The organism is Mesorhizobium sp. PAMC28654 (assembly GCF_020616515.1).
Classification (GTDB): Bacteria; Pseudomonadota; Alphaproteobacteria; order Rhizobiales; family Rhizobiaceae; genus Mesorhizobium.
Map to the genome: position 1 here is coordinate 2,820,387 of NZ_CP085135.1, position 23,182 is coordinate 2,843,568.

The following is a 23,182-nucleotide window of genomic DNA, read 5'->3' on the forward strand; positions in this document are numbered from 1 at the left end:
CGCGACGGCAACTGTGCTGTTGCCGGCGCCGGAATATTTTCGGCCCGCAATCCTGAATTTCACGATCAGTCCGATGCTTGAAGTAAATACGAAGGCCATTTCCAGGGTTTTGGAAATGGCGCGGCGGAAGCTCCTTGAAACAGGAACGCGAAACCGGCTGATCCACGTCAATCGGGCCAATCAGCGCGCCAATTGCCTGAACGCAATCAATGAGCGCTCGGACGATATTTTCGCGCTCCTGCGTGTCCAGGGCAAGCGCATGCGCTTCAAGGCGATGGGCAAGGACAAGGTCGAGGAAGGGCAGGAAATGCTGCTTTCCCTCCCAGGCGATGATCGCGAAGCCGGTTCCGAGCGATATGGCGACAATTTCATCGAGACGCCTCTTGGACCGGAGGCGCTGGCACGGCGTCTCTTGCGATTGGCGCATGACGCGAAGACAGCGGAAGAGGAACAGGGTCTCAACATCCTTTATCTGGCCATGGGCTTCCTGCGTTGGCGCGAGAGCCCGACATCCGAGATCCAGCGTGAGGCGCCGCTGGTCCTCCTGCCGGTGGAACTGGTGCGCAACGAGCGCACCTCGACCTTCGATATCTTGTCCCGCGACGATGACATCACCACGAACCTGCCCCTGCAGGAGCGGCTGAGGCAGGATTTCGGAATTGTCTTGCCGGATATCGATGAAACTGAAGAATGGAGCCCGTCGGGATATTTCGCGCTCGTGGCCGAGGCGGTTTCCGCACAATCGGGCTGGTCAATCGATGCCGACGGCATGCAGATCGGCTTCTTCTCCTTCGCCAAGCTACTCATGCACCGTGATCTCGATCAAGCGAATTGGCCGGATGGCACGCTTGCCGACAACGATTTGCTTGCCGGGCTTCTGGCTGACGGGTTCGAGGCCGATACACCGCTCTTTGGACCCGAGGACAAGCTCGACGACCACCTCGACCCGGCGCAGATTATCCAGGTAATCGATGCCGATGCCTCTCAGACCAAGGTGATCGAAGAGGTGCGAAGAGGCGCCAGCCTGGTGGTGCAGGGACCGCCGGGAACCGGCAAGTCGCAAACCATCACCAACATCATCGCGGCAGCGGCCCATGACGGAAAAACAGTGCTTTTCGTCGCCGAGAAGATGGCCGCGCTTTCGGTTGTGCACGACCGTCTCGTGAAGGCGGGACTGCGCGACATCTGTCTCGAACTGCATTCGCGCACGGCCAACAAGAAGGCCCTGGCGCAGGAACTCGGCCGCACGCTCATGGCCAGTGCGCGAGCTTTGCCGGGAGCTGCCGATCCCGCCCGGCTTCGCCTCACCCGCGACGAGCTGAACCGGATCACGGCGCTTTTGCACACACCTCTTCCGCCGAGCAACGAAAGCCCCTTCCGCGCAATCTCGGAAATCATTGGCTTCATCGGCCAGGGGGCAAAGGCACCCTGCATTTCCGAGGAAGGTCTGGGAACGCTGACACGAGAGGCACGCCAGCGAGCGCTGACGGCGATATCCGGGTTCGTCACGGCGCTCGGGACGGCAGGGCCACCTGAAGCGCATCCATTCCGGGGAACCATGAACCTCGATCTGCAACCTACCGATCTGGTGCGCCTCGGGAACGAACTAGCCGCGGCGAAGAACGCGATCTCGGACCTATCCAGCGCCTCGGCGGACCTCGCGCACACGCTGCAGCAATCTGAGCCCATCACCCTGACCGAGATCTCCGCACTTAGCGCGGGGTTAGAGGCGCTTGGATCGGCCCCTGCTGGGGCAGCGGCGTTGGTAGTTGTGCTCTTTCCGAACGCAGGCCAAGCTCGGCAACGCGAAGCGCTGCAGGCCGGGGCGAACTGGGCGGCGGCTCAAACCGCCGCGGCCGGAAAGTTTGGGCCGCCAGCCTGGAACGCTAGTCTCGGCTCGTTGCGACAGGCGATCGCGCGCGGCCAAAACTCTTTCTTTGCGCGACTGTTCGGCCCCTATCGCCGGGCGTCAGGCGAATTAGCGAGCCTCTTATCAGGCTCGCCACCTAAAGCACCGGTAGAACGGCTGGCGCTGGTCGACGAATTGGCAGAAGTCCAGAACCGGCGCAAACGCCTGGCCGATGAGGAAGGGTGGTTGCAAGCAGCCCTTGGCGCGGAATGGCGCGGCGAACGCACACCCTTTGCAACTCTGCTTACCATCAGCGACTGGTTAGCCGAGATCAAGCGTTCCGGGGCCTTTACCGAAGCCGCTCATGTCACGGAAGCGCTTGCTGCATTTCCGGATCCGCGCGGGACAGCGCGCGATCTTGAGGCCCGCATTCAGGCCTGCCGTGCTCGTTCGGAGGCGCCGATTACCCGCTTGCAACTAGATCTGGTGCAGGCGGAAATCGGTGATGCACTCGAGACGACGTCATTGCCCGAAGTTGCCGCCGCCTTCACGCAGATGGCGGATGATACCGGTCGTTACACTGACTGGGCCTCGCTCGCACGCAGTATTGCCACGGCAATCAACGATGGAGCCGGTGGCGTAATCGACGCGGTGGATGCGGGGCACATTGGCCCAAATGAGGCTGAACGCGAATTTGCCTATGCTTGTGCCGAGGCACGCTGGAACGCGGCCCGTGCCGCACGACCTCAATTGAACACCCTACCTCAGCTCGATCGGCATGACCTCGTGCATCTGTTCCGCAAGCTGGAGAAAGATCGCATCGAGGCGGCCAAGACCCTGATCTTGTCACGCCATTTCGAGCAGATGCCGCGCGGCACGATGGGAGAGATGGGTATTATCCGCGGCGAGATCGGACGCAAGCGTGGCCACAAGCCTATCCGCTGGGTGATGAAGAATGCGGGTAGCATGGTGCAACGCATCAAGCCGGTAATGCTGATGAGTCCGATTTCGGTCGCCCAGTTCCTGCCGCCCAACAGTGTGACTGTCGACCTTCTGGTGATTGATGAGGCATCCCAGATTCGCCCCGAAGATGCCTTGGGCGTCGTCGCCCGTGCCCGTCAGATCGTGGTGGTGGGTGACCAGAAGCAACTACCTCCGACTTCGTTCTTTGACCGTCTGGTCGACGATGTTGAAGATATTGAAGACGAGGACGAGGATACGCCGCTTGGCGCCACCGCAGCTGACATGGAAAGCATCTTATCGCTGTGTGAGGCACGCGGCCTCCGTTCGCGAATGTTGGAATGGCACTATCGCTCGCGCGATCCGTCGTTGATTCGGGTGTCGAATGCCGAATTCTACGGCGATAAACTTGTTCTGCCACCGTCACCGCTGCAACTCGACGACGACTACGGATTGAAGTTCCGACGCGTTCCAGGCGTATACGCACGCGGCGGTAGCGGGCTTGGTCGCCAGGGCACCAATCGGATCGAGGCACAAGCCGTTGTGCGAGGGATGGCGGAACACGCCCGAGCATGGCCAGACCTTTCTCTAGGAGTCGTCGCCTTCTCAAAGGCGCAGGCCGACATGCTGACTGAGCTGCTCGAACTCGAGCGCCGTCACGATCCTGTGCTGGATGGTTTCCTGCGCGAGGGACGACATGAAGATGTGTTCGTTAAGAACATCGAAAACGTGCAGGGTGACGAGCGTGACGTCATCCTGATCTCGGTGGGCTATGGACCGCAAGAGCCCAACGGGCCGCTCGCTTCGATGTCTTTCGGACCCGTGAATGGCGAAGGTGGCGAACGGCGATTAAACGTCCTCTTCTCCCGTGCGAGAGTTCGCTGCGAGGTCTTCGCTTCCTTCGACCCAGGCCATATCGACCCGACACGCAGCAAACGTGAAGGTCCGCGGGTTCTGAAACGCTTCCTTGACTTTGCCAAGACCGGAATCATGGAGGAGCGCGTGGCCAGCGCCCTCGATGCCGACAGCCCGTTCGAGGAAGATGTAGCCGCGGCAATCCGCTCACTCGGCTATCTGGCTGATCCACAGGTCGGGACGGCTGGGTTCCGGATCGACCTTGGCGTGCGTCATCCCGATCGTCCGGGGCAGTATCTGTTGGCGGTGGAATGCGATGGTGCCGCCTACCATGCAGCCCTGTGGGCGCGTGAACGTGATCGTTTGCGACAGGATGTCCTGGAGAACCTCGGTTGGGGTTTCCATCGCATCTGGAGCACCGACTGGTTCCATCATCGTGCCCGCGAGATTCAACGGCTGTCCGCAGCACTTGACCAGGCGAGGCTGACGGTTGAGGACGGTATTCGCGTGCGTGGTGCAAATCACGGGGCTTTCCGGCCAGATCCTATGGAGCAGGGCATTGCGGAGGAATCGGTCGAAATCGACCACCTTACCTTGACGGCTCCGGCCTATGTCCGCGCCGAGCTTTCCGTGCGGTCCAGCCTTGAGCCGCATGAGGCCCCCGTTGCCCAGCTTGCCGACCTCGTTGTGAAAATCGTCGGAATCGAAGGGCCGATCCACATCGACGAGGTGGCGCGGCGCATAACTTCTGCTTTCGGCAAATCGCGGGCAGGCAATCGTATCGTCGAAGCGGCCGCGCGCGCCGCGCGTCTCGCCACGCAAAGAGACCACGCGCTGAGATGGATGGGATCATTCCTTTTAACAGCTGAACAAGCCCAAAACCCACCGATCCGGGACCGCTGTGCCGAAATCGGCAGTCTGCTTAAGGCTGCCTATCTTCCACCCATGGAAATAGCCGCCGCAGCTCAGCGCGTTCGTTCGGAAAGTGGTGGCATGCCACCTGAGGACTTGACCCGCGCCGTTGCGCGCCTTCTGGGATTTCAGCGGGTTGGTAATGATTTAGCAGAAGTGATCAACAGTGCTTTGATGACAGAATCGAGCGCTTTGATGTGAAACATCTACGTCACTAATCCATTATAGCGGCCATCACGGAATGACTATTCCACAGACGTTAATGGCCTTTGAGGAAATTCCGACCACGAACGGCCGCACACCAGCAGCTCCATATGTTCGGCTCCCGCGCCACGTCCATGACGATGATAGGATATAGTTTCTGTCGTTCGGGCCATGTCGTCGGGTTGGCTGTTTTCGCCTTAGGCTCTCTCTCCTGGTCCGGTGCCCAAAGCCCTAGCTGAGGCGCCGGCGACGCAGTTCAGATAGTCGCGGATCGGCACGCGTCTCCGGCGCCTCTGAGAGGACATCGAGTATGTCCTCGACCTTATAGGGCCACTGGGTCGCGTCTTCGGCGAGAATAGCCCACAGCAGATCGAGCATCGCCGTCGGATAGATCGTAGCAGGGTGGTTCCCTGCTCCCTCTCCTAGCATGAACCCGCGCAGCATACTGCCGCGCACGGGGACGAGCCGGGGCAGGATCGCTTCGACGACCTGCGGGAAGAGGTCGCCGCTCGCCAAAGCAAGGTCGACTAGGCGTGCCGACATCTTTGGCGTGCGGACGGCGCGATGGTTTGGCCAAACATCTTTCAGGAAAGGGACGAGGAGGACGCGCCACTTTCCCTCAGCATCGGCAGACCACTGTTCGATGTGCCAGAGGATCTGGCCGCGCAGGTCGTCGTCGCTCTCCACCAGAATGTCGCGTAACTCGACGCTGGTGAGGAGTTGCTCGGGCGGATTGGTATCGGGATCGCCGCCCCAACCGGCGAGCAGAAAACCGCCAATTGGACTTGCCCCGAAAAAGTGGAGAGTTTCCTTCTGATGAAAGGCGACCTCGATGACGAAACAGAGACAGTTTACGGATGCGTTCAAGGCGGAGGCGGTTGGCCTTGTGCGAACGAGCGGTCGGACGAAGCGGCAGATCGCGGAGGATCTTGGTGTTGGTTTCTCGACGCTGACGCGATGGATGGGTCGGCAGCTGGATCGTGAGATGGGCGATCCTGGGCGTCCGCCTGATGCTGATGTCGCCGCTGAATTGAAACGGCTGCGGCGGGAGAATGAAATCCTTCGGCAGGAGCGGGATATCTTGAAACGGGCGACGGCTTTTTTCGTCAAGGAGGGAAGTCGGTGAGGTTCGCGCTCATCGACCAGGCGAAGAAGGATTTCCCTGTGGACCGTTTGTGCGCGACGCTGGGTGTCAGCCCGAGCGGCTACTTTGCCTGGGGGCGCCGGCCGGCGTGCCGCCGGCAGCGCGACGACATGATAATGCTGGCGCATGTGCGATCGTCGTTCGCGCTGTCGAACGGAACCTATGGTAGCCCGCGCATGACGCGGGAACTGCAAGACAATGGCTTTGCCATTGGCCGGCGACGAACGGCGCGTCTGATGCGGGAGAATGGCCTCCAGGCAAGACAGAAGCGGCGGTTCAAGCGCACGACGGACAGCGAACACGCCTTTCCGGTTGCCCCCAATGTCATCGACCAGGATTTTGCCGCCACTGGTCCCAACCAGAAATGGGGTGCCGACATCTCCTACATCTGGACGCGGGAGGGCTGGTTGTACCTTGCTGTCGTCATCGATCTGTTTGCCCGCAAGGTCGTTGGCTGGGCTGCTGGCAACCGGCTACACCGCAGCCTGGCTCTGGCAGCGCTCAACAAGGCGTTCGTCATGCGGCAGCCGGAACCCGGCCTCATTCACCACTCCGACCGCGGCAGCCAATATTGTTCTATCGACTACCAAGCCGAATTGCGTGCCGCCGGCGTCATCATCTCAATGTCAGGCAAGGGCAATTGCTTTGATAACGCCATGGTCGAAACATTCTTCAAGACGCTGAAAACTGAACTGATCTGGCGCACCTCTTTCCTTACCCGCGCCGATGCCCAAGCCGCCATTGCCCGATATATCGACGGCTTCTACAATCCCATCCGGCGGCATTCCGCGCTCGACTACATCAGCCCGATGCAGTTCGAGCGAAACGCCGCCGAATGAGCAACCCGCTCTCCACTTTACCGAAGCAAGTCCAAATAACAGTGGCCTCGGCGCGTCGCCGCATCGGCGACATCGCTCGCGCCAGCAAACCGGGCTTGAGCAGCTCATATAGCGGTCGGCTCGGTGCTCGCGCCGCCCATAGGATGCCGTCCCACAGCGCATCGCCATCGTCATCTTCGTTCGTGGCGATCGCCAGGAGATGCTGCTCGGTCCATTGCGGCGCAATGGCATAGAGCCAATTGATCTGGAACCCGAGCATCACCAGCGCATGCCGGCGCATATCGCCGGACAGCTTCAGCAATTGCTCCTGCTTGGTCGTCCATGCGGCGGGGAATTCTCCACCGAGATCGCGTTCCTTGGCTGCCGGGTCTTTCATCAAGAGCTGGGCGAGCTTACCGACCGGGGCGTTGAGCGCGTCATTCGCCCAGCTACTGTCGACGCGGTGCTTACGGTTCTCCTCGCGGACTGGCAGGGCCACGAGGAGCGGCTCCCATATACAGTCGAGTAGCGGGGCGAGTTCGCCATAAACCCGTTCGCTGAGACCTTGCAGCCACTCCGACACGGGATAGGCGATGGAGCTAAGCGCCTCGGGCGACAGAGAAGTGAGCCGTGCGGCGATCGAGCGCACGAGACGCGGCCGGTCGGTCTTGCGGTTCTCGGCATAGAGGAATGCCGACCAGAACGAGACCGGTATTTCACCCTTGCGCGCCGCCTGGCCGAGGGCGGCAAGCGCGCGCGCGGGCTTTGCTTCCGAGAGACCATTGAAAGGCCGACGCTCGACGGGATCGAAGAAATCCGATTGGTCGGCCTGGCGCGCTCGCTCGAGGAGATCGCCGATCGGCCCGTGCTCCAGCGTGCTCGGATCGGCGTCTGTGTCGACGCTGCGGACTACCGGTGCATTGGAATTCACGGCCTCTTGGCCCGAGCGCTCGGACCAGCCGTCAGCTACCCGGCGGAGAGCCGCGATCTCGGTATCGAAATCAAACGAAAAGGCCACACCCTGGCTTGCCAGCCAATGCAGGCGGTCGAGGCGATGATGGGCTTCAGCGCGCGCCTTGCCACCGCGCGTGCTATCTGACCAAGGAAAGGCCGTCGTGCGCAGTCGGCCCTCGAAGCGCACGCGATCGGGCTCCGAAAAGTTATTCCAGCGATCGCGGATCGCGAAGAGCAGATCGCGTTGTTGCTCCGATCCCCAGAAGATGTCGTCGGGAAACCCCAAGAGCATGTCCGCTGCTTCGGCCGGCGGCGTGATCTGCAACCCGGCCGCCCAGATGCGCAGCCTCCCGAAAATATAGTGATCCTGTTCAGGCCACCGCGCGATCTCCGCCCGCGCCGCTGCCGGCGCAACCTCGACCAGACGGCCCATCAACTGCTGGAACAGCGCGATCGGGCCGGTCACCCCGTAACTGTCATAGGCGATCGGCGCGCCACCATCGTCTGGACGCGTCGAGTGCATGTAAATATGGTCGCTGCCAGAGATTTCTGCCTCGAGTGAACGAGCAAGGTCGAGGTTCTCGCGGAAACTACTGACGGCGTAGGCCAAGCTCTGATTGGGGATGTTGAGCAACTGATAAGGGCGTGGATATTCGACGTCGAACGAAAGGAAAGGATTGGGACGATTGGTGTCCAACCATGAAAGAGGATGGCGGCCGGCGAACTTACGCCTGACTTTGAGCTGCGGCCGGAACAGGTCAGCATAATCTCGCACTCGCGCCTCGGACCAGCCTTCACGCTGAACCCTATGGGTGAGATCGAAATAGCCCTGATTGGGGTCGACTCGGCGGTCAGACCAACTCTCGATCAGGAAGCGCCAGCCCCGTCGAACGTCATCGGGCCAGGGGTCGGGCTCCTGCCGGAGCCGGGCTTGAATCATATCGACAATGTGCGGGTGAAGTGGCCCGCGCCCGGCCGCCCACCAGAGCGCGATCGGTTGATGCGCAACGCGCTGGAACCAGATGCCGAGATGATTGAGTCTTGTGCTGAGCGCGCCGCTAGCCGGTGCGCGCTCGCCGCTGAAATCGCCGAAGCTTGAATTCTGTATGTCGTCTTGATCGTATCGCGTCTGCACAAAAGCGTCCCAGGAGCGATCCGGGATAGCGCGGTCGCGTAGCACGTCATCATCACCCTCGTCGGGCTGCGGCGGCGTGTCGAAATCAAGCGAGAGGCTGGCATAGGGATCGATGCGCTCGGTCGACTCGCCATAGGGGTCGGCGAGGCCGGGCTTGTCGAAGCGTTGCTGTGGATCGAGCACGAGCAGCCACGAAGCGGGCAGCGGCGTGTCAGCGATGCTGATACGCCGGGCGCCTTCGCGCGTCGAAAGGACGTGAGCGATCTGCCCTCGAACATGCGGATCAAGTGCTGCGGGGCCGGCGGCGGCGGCCGCAAGCAGATTGGCATACCAGCTCTCTACATCGCGTGCGCGCTCGGCCCATGCGGCGAGGGTGTCCCAGAGCGGATCGAAACTCTTGCTGTTGTCGAACGGGATCGCGCGGACACCGCGATGCTCCCAGAGCGCCGCGTCATCGATGTTGCTACCCGGCTGAAATGCGAATAGCCGACTGCGATTGCCGGCGTGCAGGTTGAGTGCCTCGAGCAAATACTGGACGGGCGGATCGTCGGCGGCATAGCCGACGAAGACGATCTGGAAACGTGCAAGCAGCGACTGCATGAACCGCGTCGCCCAGCCATCGGACAAATAGGCGCGACCGAAATCTGCGCTCGAGACGATAAACTCCTCGTCACTCGGCCCGGTGTAGTCGGCATTGACGCGGCCGTGGAGATGAATGATCCCCTCGAAGGACGCGCTGCGCGGATTAGGCAGCATCGGCGGCCCCGAGCAGGCGATCCCATCGACGGATTGCTCGAACAGCCGGTCGAAATTGGTCGTGACTAACCGCACTGTGCCATCCCTTCCGCGGGACAGGTCTATCAAGGTGCGGTGGGCGCTCAGGTCGGCGCCATCAGCAGGACGTATCGCGCGCGCGACCGCCGCCTGGACGTCCTTCTGCTCGAACTCACGTTCGAGCAAGCTGAAGATGCGGTCGGTAGCAACAAGCCCTCCGACGCCATCCATTGGGCCGATTTCGCGAATGCGCTGAAATAGCTTACGGGCGAGACTCTTCTCGCCGGCGCCGAGCAGGTCGATCACATCGCCGCCGAGTTTGAGAAAATCAGGTAGACCGGCGCGATGTCGAGATACGCCAGCTCCGCAAAAGAAAATAACGTCGCCCGCGTCGCGCGCTATCAGCAGATCATCTGGGATCGAAGGACCGTTGGAAAGAAATCGCATGGCCCTAACTATCTCGCAGCGGTAGGATTTCCATACACGGAATGGTTCAGGTTACCATCGAAAATGCTACCGGCAGACCCTGAGAACGCTCGGCCGGGGTGCCAGCCGCGCTGGTCGGCTCTGGACGAAGCAGTGCTTCATCACGCGGTCGCGTAGACGTCGGGGTCGGCTGGCATGACGACGTTGCAACCAGCCAATAGACACTTGCGTAGCTCAGACATCTCCCTGCCGATGCACCAATCGGAGCTTCAGCGCAGGTCTTTTCCAAGCTCGAAGAACCTCCTCAACGTGCGGCGCAATGAAAGTCCGCGCCTCCTCGCGAGTCATCATCTTGGATCGGAGCAGATCGTCGTAGTCGGTAAAAGAATGCCGGATATGTTTCTGCAATTCGATGCCGATTGCAGCACCCAGTTTCAGGCCTTTCCAATCTCTGGCGCTCACCCGTGCAGTTATCGTGAGACACGTCTTCTTAGGACAACCTGGATGATGGATACGCATGTGTTGCATCACAACATCGACCGAAAAAGTCCTAGAGGAACTCGGTTTGGGCTGGTCGTCACCTGACATTATCAATGAACCACAAATTCTTCGGCTAGAGGGAGGAGGAATGGGGAAACGAGGTGTGGCCTGCTGCCGGTTCAGTGGACAGGCACTTAAGCTAACATCGCTATTTCCTCGAACTCAACTGGGCTGAGATAACCCAGCGTCGAGTGGCGCCGCTTGGGATTGTAGAAGCGCTCGATGTAGTCGAACACGTCCGCCCTGGCTGCGTCCCTCGTCCTGTAGACCTTGCGGGCCGTCCTCTCGGTTTTGAGCGACGAGAAGAAGCTCTCCATCGCTGCATTGTCCCAGACGTTGCCGGACCTGCTCATTGAGCAGGTGATGCCATGGTCGGCCATCAGCCGCTGGAACTGCTCGCTCGTATATTGACTGCCCTGATCGGAATGATGCAGCAGACTGTCGGGCTTGCCTCTCCTCCAGATCGCCATGATGAGGGCGTCGGTGACGAGCTGGGCCGTCATCTCGGCCTTCATCGACCAGCCGACGACGCGGCGCGAGAACAGGTCGACTACTGCGGCGACGTAGAGCCAACCTTCCGCGGTCCAGATATAGGTGAAGTCGGCCACCCACTTCTGGTTCGGCGCCTATGCCTCGAAGGCACGGTCGAGCATGTTCTGCGATACTGACGCGACCAGCCGCTCCCCAGCATCCTTCGGCAGGCCACGCCGACGTGGCAGGGCTCTCAGGCCGTTCTCCCGCATCAGCCGTTCGATGCGATGCAGGCCACAAAAGAGCCCCTCCGCCAGGACATCGTGCCAGACCCGGCGTGTGCCGTAGGTGCGGTCGCTGCTCTTGAAGCTTCGGTCTATCTCGACAAGAAGAGCCTCATCATACTGGGACCGGGCGCTGGGGCTTCGGTTGAGCCAGGCATGGAAGCCGGAACGGGACACATCCAGTGCACTGCACAGCCATGCCACCGGCCAGATGCTCCGGTGTTTCGCGATGAAAGCGAACCTCATGTCACTTCCCTCGCGAAGTAGGCTGCGGTCTTTTTTAGGATGTCGCGCTCCGCCTTGAGCTTGGCCACTTCGCGACGCAGCTTGTCGATCTCGAGCTGCTCCGGCTTCATTTGGCCGTGGCCGGGAAACGAATGCTGCGGATCGGCCGATAGATCACGTATCCATTTGCGCAGCACATTCTCGTGCAGGTCCAGATCCCGAGCCGCCTGCGCGACCGCAACACCTCGTTCCTTCACCAGCCTCACAGCCTCAAGCTTGAACTCGCGGCTGAACTTTCTTCTCTCCATGGGAAAACTCCGGTTCCATCTTCAACACCTTAACTCGGTGTCCATGGAACCGGCAGCAGGCCAGTGTCCCAAACGATGACGTTCACGGCTGGAGTTGAACTGGTCAATGGGTCCTAACACTTCGTGCCCGCGCTTTTGCGTGACGATATGGGCGCAGATGCCACCGGCATGCTCGCAATCTTCGCCAGATCTGCACGATCGACGCTAACGTCGGCAGGCGAGTTCACTGGAGGGCTCGATCACCGGGCTGCAGTTCCTGTTGCACAACACCACGGCGCTGTCTGACGGTCGCCCCTGACAGCGTGGTGAGCGAATTCCGCACACTGAGACCTGATGCCCCTTGCGACACCTCGTTGATCTCCAAGACATCGGTTAGTTCATCGACTTCTGCAGATCCTCAAAGACGAGCGCCGTAGATAAACGGTCGTATAGAACGACATCGAATGAGAGATCCGTCGGGCACAGATCGCAGCACCCCCAACTCCTACCGGGGAAACGATGGCTGAAGTCGTTGCACCCAGGTCTCCGCATGTCTCTCGAGCATATGCATTCGGCCCACGTAAACTCATGCATTTAAGTGTGGCCTGTCAGAGCCTTAGTAGATTAGCGGGCTTGGAATTCGGAAAGACGAAAAATAGATTTCCCGTAGCATCGAAGATCCCAATGCCCGAGCACCTTAACTTCTGCCCCCACAGCGTAGCCTTCTCCTACGTTCCACGATTCCTGGGATCCTGCCCTGGTTGACAACTTCCCAATAAACGGAATTTCGACGGTTTCTGTCAACTTAAGGTAAACTTAGCGTAAAGCGTTCTCTTACCTGCCTAAGTGTCTGACCCAAAAAGAAGTTGGGTGATATCAATGACTTGTGATTCAGTCGGAGTTGCGAAGCCTCGACGGAGCATCCCATGTGGACTGATATCACCCGCGCCAAGCATGCCCGAAAGGGACTACGTTATTCAAGTGATTTGACGGACGCGGAATGGATGGTTCTGGGACCGCTGCTTCCGCCTCGCTCGGCGCTTGGCCGGCCGCCGAAATGGTCGCAGCGGTCTATCATGGAGGGCGTGTTTTATGTGCTGCGTAGCGGTCTGCCTTGGCGAATGCTGCCCAGGGACTTGCCGCCGGTATCGACCGTGCAGCGCTATTTCTACGCTTGGCGCGACAGCGGCCTTTGGACCACGATCAACCACCTGCTGCTGATGGCCGTGCGTGTCGCCGCAGGTCGGGAGGCGTCGCCCAGCGCCGGCGTAATCGACAGCCAAAGCGTGAAAACCACTGAAAGCGGCGGGCTTTGCGGCTACGATGCGGGCAAGAAGATCAAAGGCCGAAAGCGCCATATCCTGACCGACACCTTGGGCCTGCTGGTCGCGGCGATCGTCCATACCGCTGACATCCAGGACCGAGACGGCGCCCCCGAGGTTCTGGCTTCCATTCGGGAAAGCTTCCCCTGGCTGCGCCACGTCTTCGCCGATGGCGGCTACGCCGGTGAAAAACTCCAGACCGCGCTCAGGGGAAAAGGTGGCTGGACCCTCGAAATCATCAAGCGATCCGACGCCGCAAAAGGCTTCGTCCTGCTGCCGCGCCGGTGGGTGGTCGAGCGAACTTTCGCCTGGTTCGGCCGCAACCGCCGCCTGTCCAAGGACTTCGAGGAGACCATCGAAAGCTCCACCGCCTGGCTGCTCCTCGCATCCGTTCAACTCATGACACGGCGGATCGCAAACCAATGATATCAATCAGAAACATTATGAGTCAGACTCTAAGAGAACGCACGCTTTCTGGTTGACACAATTGGTTGCGGTTCGTCCGCGATCAGGCAGTCAAGTTGACGTTTGTCAACCTAACTCGGATGAGGTGGCCCGCCGTATTACCTGGTGCCATTTCTTGTGGGAGAAACCGATCGCAGGGTGCTTCATCCGAACGGCCCGGATGGGTCCCTCACGGGGGATATCGATCCAATCGCCTTCGAACGTCCAAGGATCGTCTTTGTATTCCGGATAGTGGTTTCTGATCAGCCAGGGGAACAACTGGAACCCGCAGACAATCAGGATCTGCGGCTTGTGTTTCTCGATTACCTGCTCGAACGGCACCTTACCCGCCGAGAACAACTCGCGATCAGGCCGCTTTGTTTGCGGGGCATTTGCCAGGACGACCGGTATGTAGTTGTAAAAGCCAAGCTGGTTCCAGATGTCGAACTCACCACGCTTTCCCTGATTTGCTAGTTCCTGCGGGCCCTTCCCCGACACGGCCCAGGCCACGTTGTCCAGCGTTCTCGTCCAAGCTTCTCGTTTTCCAGGCGAAAGCGGCCGATTGTCCTGTCGGATTGAGCGGTAATTGTTCATCGTGAAGACAGTCATGTCGGGAACAGTGCTTCCGACCTCGTGCTCTGCCGAGTAGTGCGACTCGCCAACGACAAGCACCCGCTTTCGCCGATCAGATTGTCCGGCTCGCTATAATTATCCCCGATCCAAGGTTCGAACATAGATGCCTCTCGTTATTCGTCTATCAGCTCGTATGAAGCCAGTGGGCGGGTCCATCCGCTCAGCAGTGCGCCAAGCACCGCTCCAATGATGGCATGTGGCAATGCGCCTGTCAGATGATCGTGGACTACGTCTCCGGACGGAGACAGCAGGGCTGCTCTGTAGTCACTGCCCCACTGCCCGTCGACCTCGGTGACAGACAGTCGAAGAAATGACTGGAAGACGCTAGCCTTGAACTCGATCGCGTCATCAGTGTTCCTCGTGTATTCGGGGATGGGATCGAGGCGTGGGGACTCAACGAAACTACCGTCGCGGGCGGTATAACCGTAAGGCCCCACCACGAACTCCAGCTTGCCGTTTTCGTCCTCGCAGTCAACCTCCATATCCGGCGTCTCGCTGACCCAGACCTCGTAGGTAATCTCGTCGAATGTAGCTAGGACGGGATCCTGACGGGAGCGACGGTCCCGCTCCATCACATCCGAAACCGTCCTCATGGCCTTTCGCATCTTTCGAGGGTCGATCAGGCTGAATAGATCCGCATCGAAGTCGGCACTGCTGTAGTCGGCTCCCAGCAGAGGCAGATGGAGCAGCAAGGCCTCCACCGCCGATCTGCTGATTGGGCGGGGCGTGTGTGCTTCCATAGGTGTTCTCCAGTTTTTGATACCCAGAACCCCGAGAACACGCTCAATCCAGCCTCCCGGCCGAAAATATTGATGGAGGCGAATCTCTCCTCCCACAAGGAGCGGAGCATTGGCGATATTTTTGCTCCGGCAACAAAAGGCATCCCCTAGATCTCACCATGGAAAACCTAGGACTTCCATCTATGGGGTTCATCCAGTCTCGCAAATAAAGTCGATTGGTTCCCCGAAAACCGGGTGCGCGTCACACCGGAGCAACCGTGGCACCTGTGATCGTCGGCGCCACGGTTCTCAATAGGTTCGAATGCCAAGGACACCGACATCCACCTCCCGTCGCCCGACACATCGTCAACAGCGTGGGAGCGACCGCCGTCAGGCGAGGTTTCGACCCAAGCTTCGTTAGATTGCTCACACGGCAGCTGTCATTGACCAGGGTATGGTCCAATCTTCCCAAAAATTGCGCGCAAGATCTTTGCCCGCTTCGCAGTTAAGGGAGGATCAGTGTTGTCGGACGCTTTGCGAAGCGCCTCAATCCAGGACACCTCGTTCTCGCTCACAACAGTTCCGAATATCTGCTTGATCGCCACCAACGCGCTGCTTTCAAAATGCTGCTCGAGCGCCAGGAGGAAAAGTCTCGCAGGGTCGCACTCCAGCGCTTTCGCCAATCCGGGAACGCGGTCGAACGGAATTTTGGTGACGCCCGACTTCATCATCGAGAGGACATTGACGTTGGTGAACCCAGCTTCGACAGCGACGTCTTTCTGGCTTTTCCTGCCCTTCAGCTGGTCGATGCGGCCATCTATGAATTTCGCGATTTTTGTATTCGCATTTGGACGACCCGTAGGTGTATTCATTTTATTTCTCGCTTCATCTACATAAGATCATGTATGTCTTATATATAGCGAGAACATAACGGGGACGCTTAGAGATAACTCAGTCAACGCGCATAAATTACATAAGTATATATCGATCCTTTATTGCCCTACTGCAATCGACCATCGATTGGAACGCCTCGCAAGCGGGCCGCGTCGAAATCGCGCTCAGAGACCGCCTGATCGTCTGCGCGACCTGACCATAGCGGGAGTAAGTCCAGAGACAATGGCCCGCCTGGTTCGCGAGGGCGAGGTCGTGCGGCCCGCGCGTGGCCTCTACCAACTGGCGGAAGCCATGCCAGATGCGCGTCGCTCAATCGCTGAAGCTTCGGCGCTGGTTCCCAAAGGCGTGGTTTGCCTCACCTCAGCGCTGCAATTCCACGATCTGACACTGCAGATGCCCTCAACCATCTGGATGGCCATTGATCGAACGGGCTGGAAACCGAAAGTCGATTATCCGCCCATCCGTTTTGTCCGCTTCAGCGGTCGTGCGCTACGGAAGGCATCACACGGCACCGCACCGAAGGCATCGACGTGCCGGTGTTCGAACCCGCGAAAGCCATCGTGGACTGCTTTCGCTACCGCAACAAGATCGGGCTCGACATCGCGCTCGAGGGGCTCCGAGAAGGACCCTGGACGCGACAGGTCACGCCGGATCAACTGTGGAAATTCGCCCAGTCTGGCCGGGTCTGGTCGGTGACGCGCCCATATGTCGAGGCAATGGTCGCCGATGGCGCGTGAGCTTCGCAACGTTGGCGCCTCGGTCAGAGCCCGTCTGCTCGACCGCGCTCGCGAGGAGCGGTCCGACTTCCAGCTGCTACTGACACGGTATGCGCTCGAGCGGCTCCTCTACAGACTCAGCATATCTGCCGAACGCGAGCGCTTTCTCCTGAAGGGCGCGATGCTGTTTGCGGCCTGGCTCGACAACCCCTCCCGCCCTACGCGCGACCTGGATCTTCTCGGAAGCGGCGATGCGGGTGTCGCCACAATGGTCGAGTGTTTCCAAACTATCTGCTCGACACCTGTGCAGAATGACGGTGTCAAGTTCGACGTTGCTGGACTTACGGCCGAGCCGATCCGCTATGAGGCGGAGTATGCCGGCGTTCGTGTCAGCACTGCCGCGACGATGCCGGCGCGCGCGTGCCCATCCAGGTCGACGTCGGCTTCGGCGACGTGGTGACGCCGGCCCCAATCGAGCTTGAATACCCTACCCTGCTCGACTCGCCGCCGCCCCGCCTTCGCGCCTACCCGCCAGAGACGGTCGTTGCGGAAAAATTTGAGGCCCTGGCAAGCCTGGGCGTCGCCAAAAGCCGCATGAAGGACTTCTACGACCTGTGGATGATCGCGAGGACCTTCAGCTTCAAGGGGAGCGTCTGTCCTCGGCGCTCAGACGAACGTTCGAGCGACGCCAAACGGCCTGGCCGGCCGAGATACCGACAGGACTGAGCGTTGCCTTCGCAACAGCAAAGAGCGGTCAGTGGCGGACTTTCCTGACGCGGGAGCGTGTGATGGCGGCGCCCGACGACTTCGCTACCATCATCGATGGCCTGCGGGTATTCTTGGCACCGCTTCTGAATGAAGGACCTCACACCGGCCTGTGGCCGCCGGGCGGACCGTGGGCTGAATAGCGCTCTGCCGACCAAGTTGGGCATGGGCGATGACACGGGGACGGCGCTCAACGGTTTTACAGTGTCATTGATTTCATTAGATAATTTCTGGTCGAAAATCGACCTGTTTTACAGCTAAGCGACTGAAATATAGGCATCACGCCCAGCTTCCCAAGCTGAACGCGCGGGTTCGATTCCCGCTACCCGCTCCAGCCGTCATCCGACCTCTCGCAGAATGAAATCGTGCAGCATCTTGGCTGCCGGCGATAGCACGCGGTTCTTCACCGTGATCAGGCTGTAGGGCCTGACCTCGATGTCGAATTCGGTCTGGACCACGTCGATGGCGCCGGCCAGCCCGTCGGGATTCTGGATGAATTTCGCCACCTGCACCGACACCGGGGCGATGGCATCCGATTGCGCGACCATGACCAGGGTGAGCAGCAGCGAGCTGGTGTTGAGGATGCGATCCGGCAATGCGATGTCGCGGTTCAGAAAGTTGCTTTCCATGGCTTGCCGCAGCGGCGAGCCGCCCGACTGGAAGACCCAGTCATAGGCGGCGGTCTCCGCCAGCCCAACCGCCTTGCCCTTGGTGAGCGGGTGGCCACGGCGCACGATCAGACACGCCTTCTCGACGCCGATCACACGGGATTCGAACAGCCGCGGATTAAGATCGTCGGGGATGCGCGCGATGATGAAATCATGGCGCGTGGCTATCAGTTCGCGCGCCAGCACGTTGGAGGTCTCGACCTGTATGGTGATCTCGATGCGTGGATAGATGCGCCGTATTTCGCGGATCGCCGGCACGGCCAGTTCGATCGCCGGCGCCGTCACCGCGCCCAGGAACACGGAGCCGCCCTTGCCTGCCTTGAGCTCGGATATCTCGCGGTCGACCTCACGCATCTCGAGCAGGATCGAGCGGGCGCGCCTCGCCAGCGCCTTGCCGTAGGGCGTCAGCGTGATGCCGCGCGGCAGCCTCTCGCACAGCTTTACATCGAGCACCGCTTCCATCTCGGCGATCATGCGCGACGCCGCTGGCTGCGAGATGTTCATGACCTGCGCTGCCGCGCTTACCCTTCCATGGTCGTCGAGGGCAACGATCATGCGCATATGGCGCAGGCTGAGACCGCTGCGCAGCAGGGTCTCGCCATCGCCTGGCGTCTCGTCGTAACCACCTGAAATTCCACCTGGATTCCGCAACGCCGCCATGACTTCCCCTTGCCTCCGGCCCCTGCTCCGCCGGCAAATCGGCGGCGCTGGTCTCAATCCAGAACATATACCGGTTTCGATATAGCAATCATCAAAGATCGCATTTGACAGTTATGGCAAAGGGACCCAACCTTCATGCGTTCCAAGACCTGCGATCTTTGACGATAAAAATCGTATCGATTGAAACCAGTGTTTCGGAGCCATGGGAGGATACCGGAGATCGATATGACGGCAGCAGTGCCTTGGCGCTTCTGCACGATTGCGCGGGCCGCGACCCCCGGGGTGCCGCGTCCATCAACCAGGGAGAGTTAAGTGAAAATCATCAAGACGTTAGTCGCCGCCTTGGCGGTCAGCATCGCGGCCATGTCGGCCACCGCCTACGCAGCCGACAAAGGCCTGGTCGGCGTGCTGATGCCCACCAAGACCTCGCAGCGCTGGATCAATGACGGCGATGCCGTCAAGTCCCAGCTCGAGGCTCTCGGCTACACTGTCGACCTGCAGTACGCGCAGGACGACATCCCCAACCAGCTCAGCCAGCTGGAAAACGAAATCACCAAGGGCCCGAAGGCGCTGATCATCGCCTCGATCGACGGAACCACTTTGTCGGACGCGCTGCAGAAGGCCGCTGACGCAGGCGTCGTCGTCGTCGCCTATGACCGCCTGATCAAGAAGACCAAGAATGTCGACTACTACACCACCTTCGACAATTTCGGCGTCGGCGTGATCCAGGCCAATTCACTGGTCAAGGGCCTCAAGGAGCGCTTCCCGAACACCAAGCCTTGGAACGTCGAACTGTTCGGCGGCTCGCCGGACGACAACAACGCCTTCTTCTTCTACAATGGCGCGATTTCCGTCCTGAAGCCGCTGATCGACGACGGCTCGATCAAGATCAAGTCCGGCCAGACCGGCATGGACAAGGTCGGCACTCTGCGTTGGCTGGCGGCCACCGCCCAGGCGCGCATGGACAACCTGCTCTCGGCGAACTACTCGGACGGCAGCCGCGTCGATGGCGTTCTGTCGCCCTATGATGGCCTGTCGCGCGGCATCACCGCCTCGCTGCGCGCCGTCGGCTACGGCACGGAAGCACAGCCCTGGCCGATCGTGACCGGTCAGGACGCCGAGACCGCCTCGGTCAAACTGATCATCACGGGCGAACAGTACTCGACCGTATTCAAGGACACCCGTGACCTCGCCAAGGCCACTGTCCAGCTGGTCGACAAGGTGCTCTCGGGCGGCAAGCCCGACGGCCTCGACGAAAAGACCTACAATAACGACGTCAAGGTCGTTCCGTCGATCCTGTTGACGCCGCATGAAGTCGACAAGTCGAACTACCAGAAGCTGGTCGTCGACTCCGGCTACATCAAGGCCGAAGACCTGAAGTAATCGCGGTTACAAAGACAGGGGTCCTGCGCAATGCAGGGCCCCTTTCCGTTCACAAGCGACCCCGGTATTGTTTCTGCCGGCCTAGAGCAATTCCAGGAAAAGTGCGTAGCGGTTTTCCTTCAGGATTGCGTAAAAACAAGAACGTCTAGGAGCTTGCCCTGATGACGACGATTTTGGAGATGCGCGACATCACCAAGACGTTCCCCGGCGTGAAGGCGCTGTCGAACGTCAACCTCAGCGTCGAGGAAGGCGAGATCCACGCGGTGGTCGGCGAGAATGGCGCCGGCAAATCGACGCTGATGAAGGTGTTGTCCGGCGTCTATCCCTCCGGCACCTATGACGGCCAGATCATCTTTCAAGGCCAGGAATGCCAGTTCAAGGGCATCCAGGACAGCGAGCACAAGGGCATCGTCATCATCCACCAGGAGCTTGCGCTGGTGCCGATGCTGTCGATCGCCGAAAACATTTTCCTCGGCAACGAGCACGCGAAATTCGGCGTCATCGACTGGGATGCCAACGAGGAGCGCACCAGTGCGCTGTTGAAGAAGGTGGGCCTCAGGGAGGATCCCAAGACACTGATCACCAATATCGGCGTCGGCAAGCAGCAACTGGTCGAAATCGCCAAGGCGCTCAGCAAGGAAGTCAAGCTCCTGATCCTCGACGAGCCGACGGCGTCACTCAGCGAGAAAGACAGCCAGGCGCTGCTCGACCTGCTGCTCGAATTCAAGCGGCAAGGCATGACGTCGATCCTGATCTCGCATAAGCTGAACGAGATTAACCGGGTCGCAGACAAGGTGACCGTCATCCGTGACGGGCGTACCATCGAGACGCTGGCCAAGAAAGATATCAGCGAAGACCGCATCATCACCTCGATGGTCGGCCGCTCGCTCGACGACCGCTATCCGCCACGCGAGCCCAAGATCGGCGAGGTCGTGTTCGAAGTGAAGAACTGGTCGGTCTATCACCCGATCCATGCCGAGCGGCAGGTGATCAAGGGCATCGACATCAACGTGCGCAAGGGCGAGGTGGTCGGCATTGCCGGGCTGATGGGCGCCGGCCGCACCGAATTCGCCATGAGCCTGTTCGGCCGCTCCTATGGCCGCCGCATCAGCGGCGAGGTGCTGCTCAAGGGCAAGCCGATCGATGTCTCATCGGTCAGCAAGGCGGTCCAACACGGCATCGCCTACGTGACGGAGGACCGCAAGACCTACGGTCTCAACCTCATCGACCATATCAAGCACAACATCACGCTGGCCAATCTCGGCGGCGTGTCGCGCCACAGCGTGATCGACGATTTGCGCGAGCTCGCCGTTGCCAACGACTATCGCAAGAAGACCAATATCCGCGCGTCCAGCGTCTATCAGTTGACCGGCAACCTTTCGGGCGGCAACCAGCAGAAGGTGGTGCTGTCGAAATGGCTGTTTGCCGACCCGGAAGTGCTTATCCTCGACGAGCCGACCCGCGGCATCGATGTTGGCGCCAAATACGAAATCTATACGATCATCGCGCGCCTCGCCTCGGAGGGTAAGGCGATCGTGGTCATCTCATCTGAAATGCCGGAACTCCTGGGGATCACCGACCGCATCTACGTCATGAACGAAGGGCGCATGGTCAGCGAAATGCCGGCGGCGGAAGCAAGCCAGGAAAAAATAATGCGCGCCATCGTTCGGGGAGAAGGAAAAGCAGCATGAGCACCGAAAGCGCGCCCGCCCCGCAGGGCAACGTAGCCGAAGAACAGCGTCCACGCATCGCCGTCTCGGCGCTGACGACGAACCTGCGCGAGTACGGTCTAATCATCGCGCTGATCGTCATCATGCTGTTCTTCCAGTTCACCACGTCAGGAACACTGTTCAAGCCGGTGAACCTCAGCAATCTGGTGCAGCAGAACTCCTTCATCATCGTAATGGCACTGGGCATGCTGCTGGTCATTGTTTCCGGCTATATCGACCTCAGCGTCGGATCGGTCGCCGGTTTTATCGGCGCGCTGGCGGCAAACATGATGGTCATCTGGCAACTCGGGCCGCTCAGCAATCCGCTGGTGGTTTCGATCGTCTGCCTGATCGTGGGCGGCCTGATCGGCGCGGCGCAAGGCTATTGGATCGCCTATCACCGGATACCGAGCTTCATCGTCACGCTAGCCGGCATGCTGATCTTCCGTGGCATCTGCCAGGCGCTGCTGGGCGGCGGCTCCTCGGTCGGTCCGCTCCCGGACGACTTCAAAATGCTCAGCTCCGGCTTCATCCCGGACGTGATCGGCCCGCTGACGCTGATCCCGCCAACGGTGAATGCCGCCGGCAAGACCATCATGGGCAGCGGCCTGACGCTGCACATGACAACGATCGTGCTCGGCCTGATCGCCGTGGTGGCCTATGCCTATTTCGGGCTCCGCACCCGGCGCAAGCGCGAGCGCCATGGCTATGAGGCCGAACCCTTCCCCCTGTTCGTCATAAAGACGCTGGTCGCCAGCGCGTTGGCGCTGTTCCTGGTCTATGAGTTCGCCAGCTACAGGGGCCTGCCGGTGGTGCTGCTCGTCATGGGCGTGCTGATCTCGCTGTTCGTCTTCGTCACCAAGCGTATGACCATCGGCCGCCGCATCTACGCGATGGGCGGCAACCCCAAGGCGGCGCAGCTGTCGGGCATCAACACCGAGCGACTGACGCTGCTGGTGTTCATCAATATGGGCGTGCTGTCGGCGCTCGGGGGCCTGATCATCGCGGCGCGCCTCGGGCAGGCCGTGCCGGCGGCGGGTCTGGGCTCGGAGCTCGACGTTATCGCTGCCGTGTTCATCGGCGGCGCCTCGGCGATGGGCGGCGTCGGCCAGGTCATCGGCGCCGTGGTCGGCGGCTTCATCATGGGCGTGATGAACAACGGCATGTCGATCATGGGCGTCAATGTCGACTGGCAGCAGGTGGTCAAGGGCCTGGTGCTGCTCGGCGCCGTGATCTTCGACGTCTACAACAAGAACAAGGGTTGAGGCCCGAGGAAGCAGGAAGGCATACGGGTCACATCGCGGCACGCCGGCGACCTACCGGCCCCGAAGTTCCCTGAGGGATCAAGCCCCGCGAGAGCAATCCGGACAGAGAATTTAACCCGTGGCACGGACAAGGTCCGAGCCGCGCCGGGTCAGGTTTGCCGCATGG

13 protein-coding genes and 3 pseudogenes are annotated in these 23,182 nt (G+C 60.3%); 8 read left to right on the plus strand and 8 right to left on the minus strand.

Annotated elements, in window-relative coordinates:
* Positions 1-73 precede the first annotated feature (73 nt).
* On the plus strand, positions 74-4,777 hold the full coding sequence (locus LGH82_RS13990) for a DUF3320 domain-containing protein (RefSeq protein ID WP_227349023.1): 4,704 nt from the start codon (positions 74-76) through the stop codon (positions 4,775-4,777).
* Positions 4,778-5,011: 234 nt separating this feature from the next.
* Here the strand turns inward: LGH82_RS13990 and LGH82_RS13995 are convergent, their stop codons facing one another.
* Complete coding sequence (locus LGH82_RS13995; protein WP_227349024.1) at positions 5,012-5,647, minus strand: hypothetical protein; 636 nt, start codon at positions 5,645-5,647, stop codon at positions 5,012-5,014.
* Between LGH82_RS13995 and LGH82_RS14000 the strand changes: the two genes are divergently transcribed.
* A protein-coding gene (locus LGH82_RS14000) for an IS3 family transposase (RefSeq protein ID WP_413771365.1) occupies positions 5,613-6,763 on the plus strand; the annotation gives its coding sequence in 2 pieces (ribosomal slippage) (positions 5,613-5,877 and positions 5,877-6,763; 1,152 coding nt in all). The two genes, LGH82_RS13995 and LGH82_RS14000, sit on opposite strands and share 35 nt — an antisense overlap.
* Here LGH82_RS14000 and LGH82_RS14005 read toward each other — a convergent pair.
* The 3 genes and pseudogenes from LGH82_RS14005 to LGH82_RS14015 all read right to left on the minus strand — a co-directional run bounded on the left by LGH82_RS14005 (position 6,726) and on the right by LGH82_RS14015 (position 11,859).
* Positions 6,726-10,052 carry an SIR2 family protein gene (locus LGH82_RS14005; RefSeq protein WP_227349025.1) on the minus strand — a complete coding sequence of 1,109 codons (3,327 nt, stop codon included), beginning with the start codon at positions 10,050-10,052 and terminating at the stop codon, positions 6,726-6,728. The two genes, LGH82_RS14000 and LGH82_RS14005, sit on opposite strands and share 38 nt — an antisense overlap.
* A 213-nt stretch (positions 10,053-10,265) precedes the next feature.
* A complete protein-coding gene (locus tag LGH82_RS33670) occupies positions 10,266-10,619 on the minus strand; it encodes a DUF2293 domain-containing protein (protein WP_413771448.1) in 354 nt (117 codons plus the stop codon).
* Positions 10,620-10,705: 86 nt separating this feature from the next.
* Positions 10,706-11,859, minus strand: a pseudogene (locus LGH82_RS14015) (IS3 family transposase).
* Between the two features lie 905 nt (positions 11,860-12,764).
* Between LGH82_RS14015 and LGH82_RS14020 the strand changes: the two are divergent.
* Positions 12,765-13,586 carry an IS5 family transposase gene (locus tag LGH82_RS14020; protein WP_227345040.1) on the plus strand — a complete coding sequence of 274 codons (822 nt, stop codon included), beginning with the start codon at positions 12,765-12,767 and terminating at the stop codon, positions 13,584-13,586.
* A gap of 105 nt (positions 13,587-13,691) precedes the next feature.
* Here LGH82_RS14020 and LGH82_RS14025 read toward each other — a convergent pair whose 3' ends face one another.
* From LGH82_RS14025 to LGH82_RS14035, 3 genes are all read right to left on the minus strand, one after another.
* Positions 13,692-14,213: a hypothetical protein gene (locus LGH82_RS14025; RefSeq protein WP_227349026.1), complete on the minus strand. Its 522-nt coding sequence runs from the start codon at positions 14,211-14,213 to the stop codon at positions 13,692-13,694.
* Between the two features lie 137 nt (positions 14,214-14,350).
* Positions 14,351-14,977: a hypothetical protein gene (locus LGH82_RS14030; RefSeq protein ID WP_227349027.1), complete on the minus strand. Its 627-nt coding sequence runs from the start codon at positions 14,975-14,977 to the stop codon at positions 14,351-14,353.
* Positions 14,978-15,396: 419 nt separating this feature from the next.
* Entirely contained in the window at positions 15,397-15,828 is a 432-nt protein-coding gene (locus LGH82_RS14035; protein WP_227349028.1) for an XRE family transcriptional regulator, read from the minus strand.
* A 244-nt stretch (positions 15,829-16,072) separates the two neighbouring features.
* On the opposite strand from LGH82_RS14035, the pseudogene LGH82_RS33675 reads away from it, so the two are divergent.
* Positions 16,073-16,587: pseudogene (locus tag LGH82_RS33675) on the plus strand (type IV toxin-antitoxin system AbiEi family antitoxin domain-containing protein).
* 160 nt (positions 16,588-16,747) lie between these two features.
* A pseudogene (locus tag LGH82_RS33510) lies at positions 16,748-17,292 on the plus strand (nucleotidyl transferase AbiEii/AbiGii toxin family protein).
* 377 nt (positions 17,293-17,669) lie between these two features.
* Here the strand turns inward: LGH82_RS33510 and LGH82_RS14055 are convergent.
* A complete protein-coding gene (locus LGH82_RS14055) occupies positions 17,670-18,659 on the minus strand; it encodes a LysR family transcriptional regulator (protein ID WP_227349029.1) in 990 nt (329 codons plus the stop codon).
* Positions 18,660-18,971: 312 nt separating this feature from the next.
* Here LGH82_RS14055 and chvE point away from each other — a divergent pair, with 312 nt between their 5' ends.
* The 3 genes from chvE to mmsB all read left to right on the plus strand — a co-directional run bounded on the left by chvE (position 18,972) and on the right by mmsB (position 23,016).
* The gene (gene chvE / locus LGH82_RS14060; RefSeq protein ID WP_227349030.1) at positions 18,972-20,042 is read left to right on the plus strand and encodes a multiple monosaccharide ABC transporter substrate-binding protein; all 1,071 of its coding nucleotides are present in this window, start codon (positions 18,972-18,974) and stop codon (positions 20,040-20,042) included.
* Between the two features lie 158 nt (positions 20,043-20,200).
* A complete protein-coding gene (gene mmsA, locus LGH82_RS14065) occupies positions 20,201-21,733 on the plus strand; it encodes a multiple monosaccharide ABC transporter ATP-binding protein (RefSeq protein ID WP_227349581.1) in 1,533 nt (510 codons plus the stop codon).
* On the plus strand, positions 21,730-23,016 hold the full coding sequence (mmsB, locus tag LGH82_RS14070) for a multiple monosaccharide ABC transporter permease (RefSeq protein ID WP_227349031.1): 1,287 nt from the start codon (positions 21,730-21,732) through the stop codon (positions 23,014-23,016). The genes mmsA and mmsB overlap by 4 nt, the downstream gene beginning before the upstream one ends.
* Positions 23,017-23,182: the final 166 nt, after the last annotated feature.

What these genes read in the sequence shown, in the direction of transcription:
- LGH82_RS13990 (WP_227349023.1), top strand. Translation starts at nt 74, where the DNA reads ATGCTTGAAGTAAATACGAAGGCCATTTCCAGGGTTTTGGAAATGGCG.
- LGH82_RS14005 (WP_227349025.1), bottom strand. Translation starts at nt 10,052, where the DNA reads ATGCGATTTCTTTCCAACGGTCCTTCGATCCCAGATGATCTGCTGATA.
- LGH82_RS33670 (WP_413771448.1), bottom strand. Translation starts at nt 10,619, where the DNA reads ATGTCAGGTGACGACCAGCCCAAACCGAGTTCCTCTAGGACTTTTTCG.
- LGH82_RS14020 (WP_227345040.1), top strand. Translation starts at nt 12,765, where the DNA reads ATGTGGACTGATATCACCCGCGCCAAGCATGCCCGAAAGGGACTACGT.
- LGH82_RS14025 (WP_227349026.1), bottom strand. Translation starts at nt 14,213, where the DNA reads ATGACTGTCTTCACGATGAACAATTACCGCTCAATCCGACAGGACAAT.
- LGH82_RS14030 (WP_227349027.1), bottom strand. Translation starts at nt 14,977, where the DNA reads ATGGAAGCACACACGCCCCGCCCAATCAGCAGATCGGCGGTGGAGGCC.
- LGH82_RS14035 (WP_227349028.1), bottom strand. Translation starts at nt 15,828, where the DNA reads ATGAATACACCTACGGGTCGTCCAAATGCGAATACAAAAATCGCGAAA.
- LGH82_RS14055 (WP_227349029.1), bottom strand. Translation starts at nt 18,659, where the DNA reads ATGGCGGCGTTGCGGAATCCAGGTGGAATTTCAGGTGGTTACGACGAG.
- mmsB (WP_227349031.1), top strand. Translation starts at nt 21,730, where the DNA reads ATGAGCACCGAAAGCGCGCCCGCCCCGCAGGGCAACGTAGCCGAAGAA.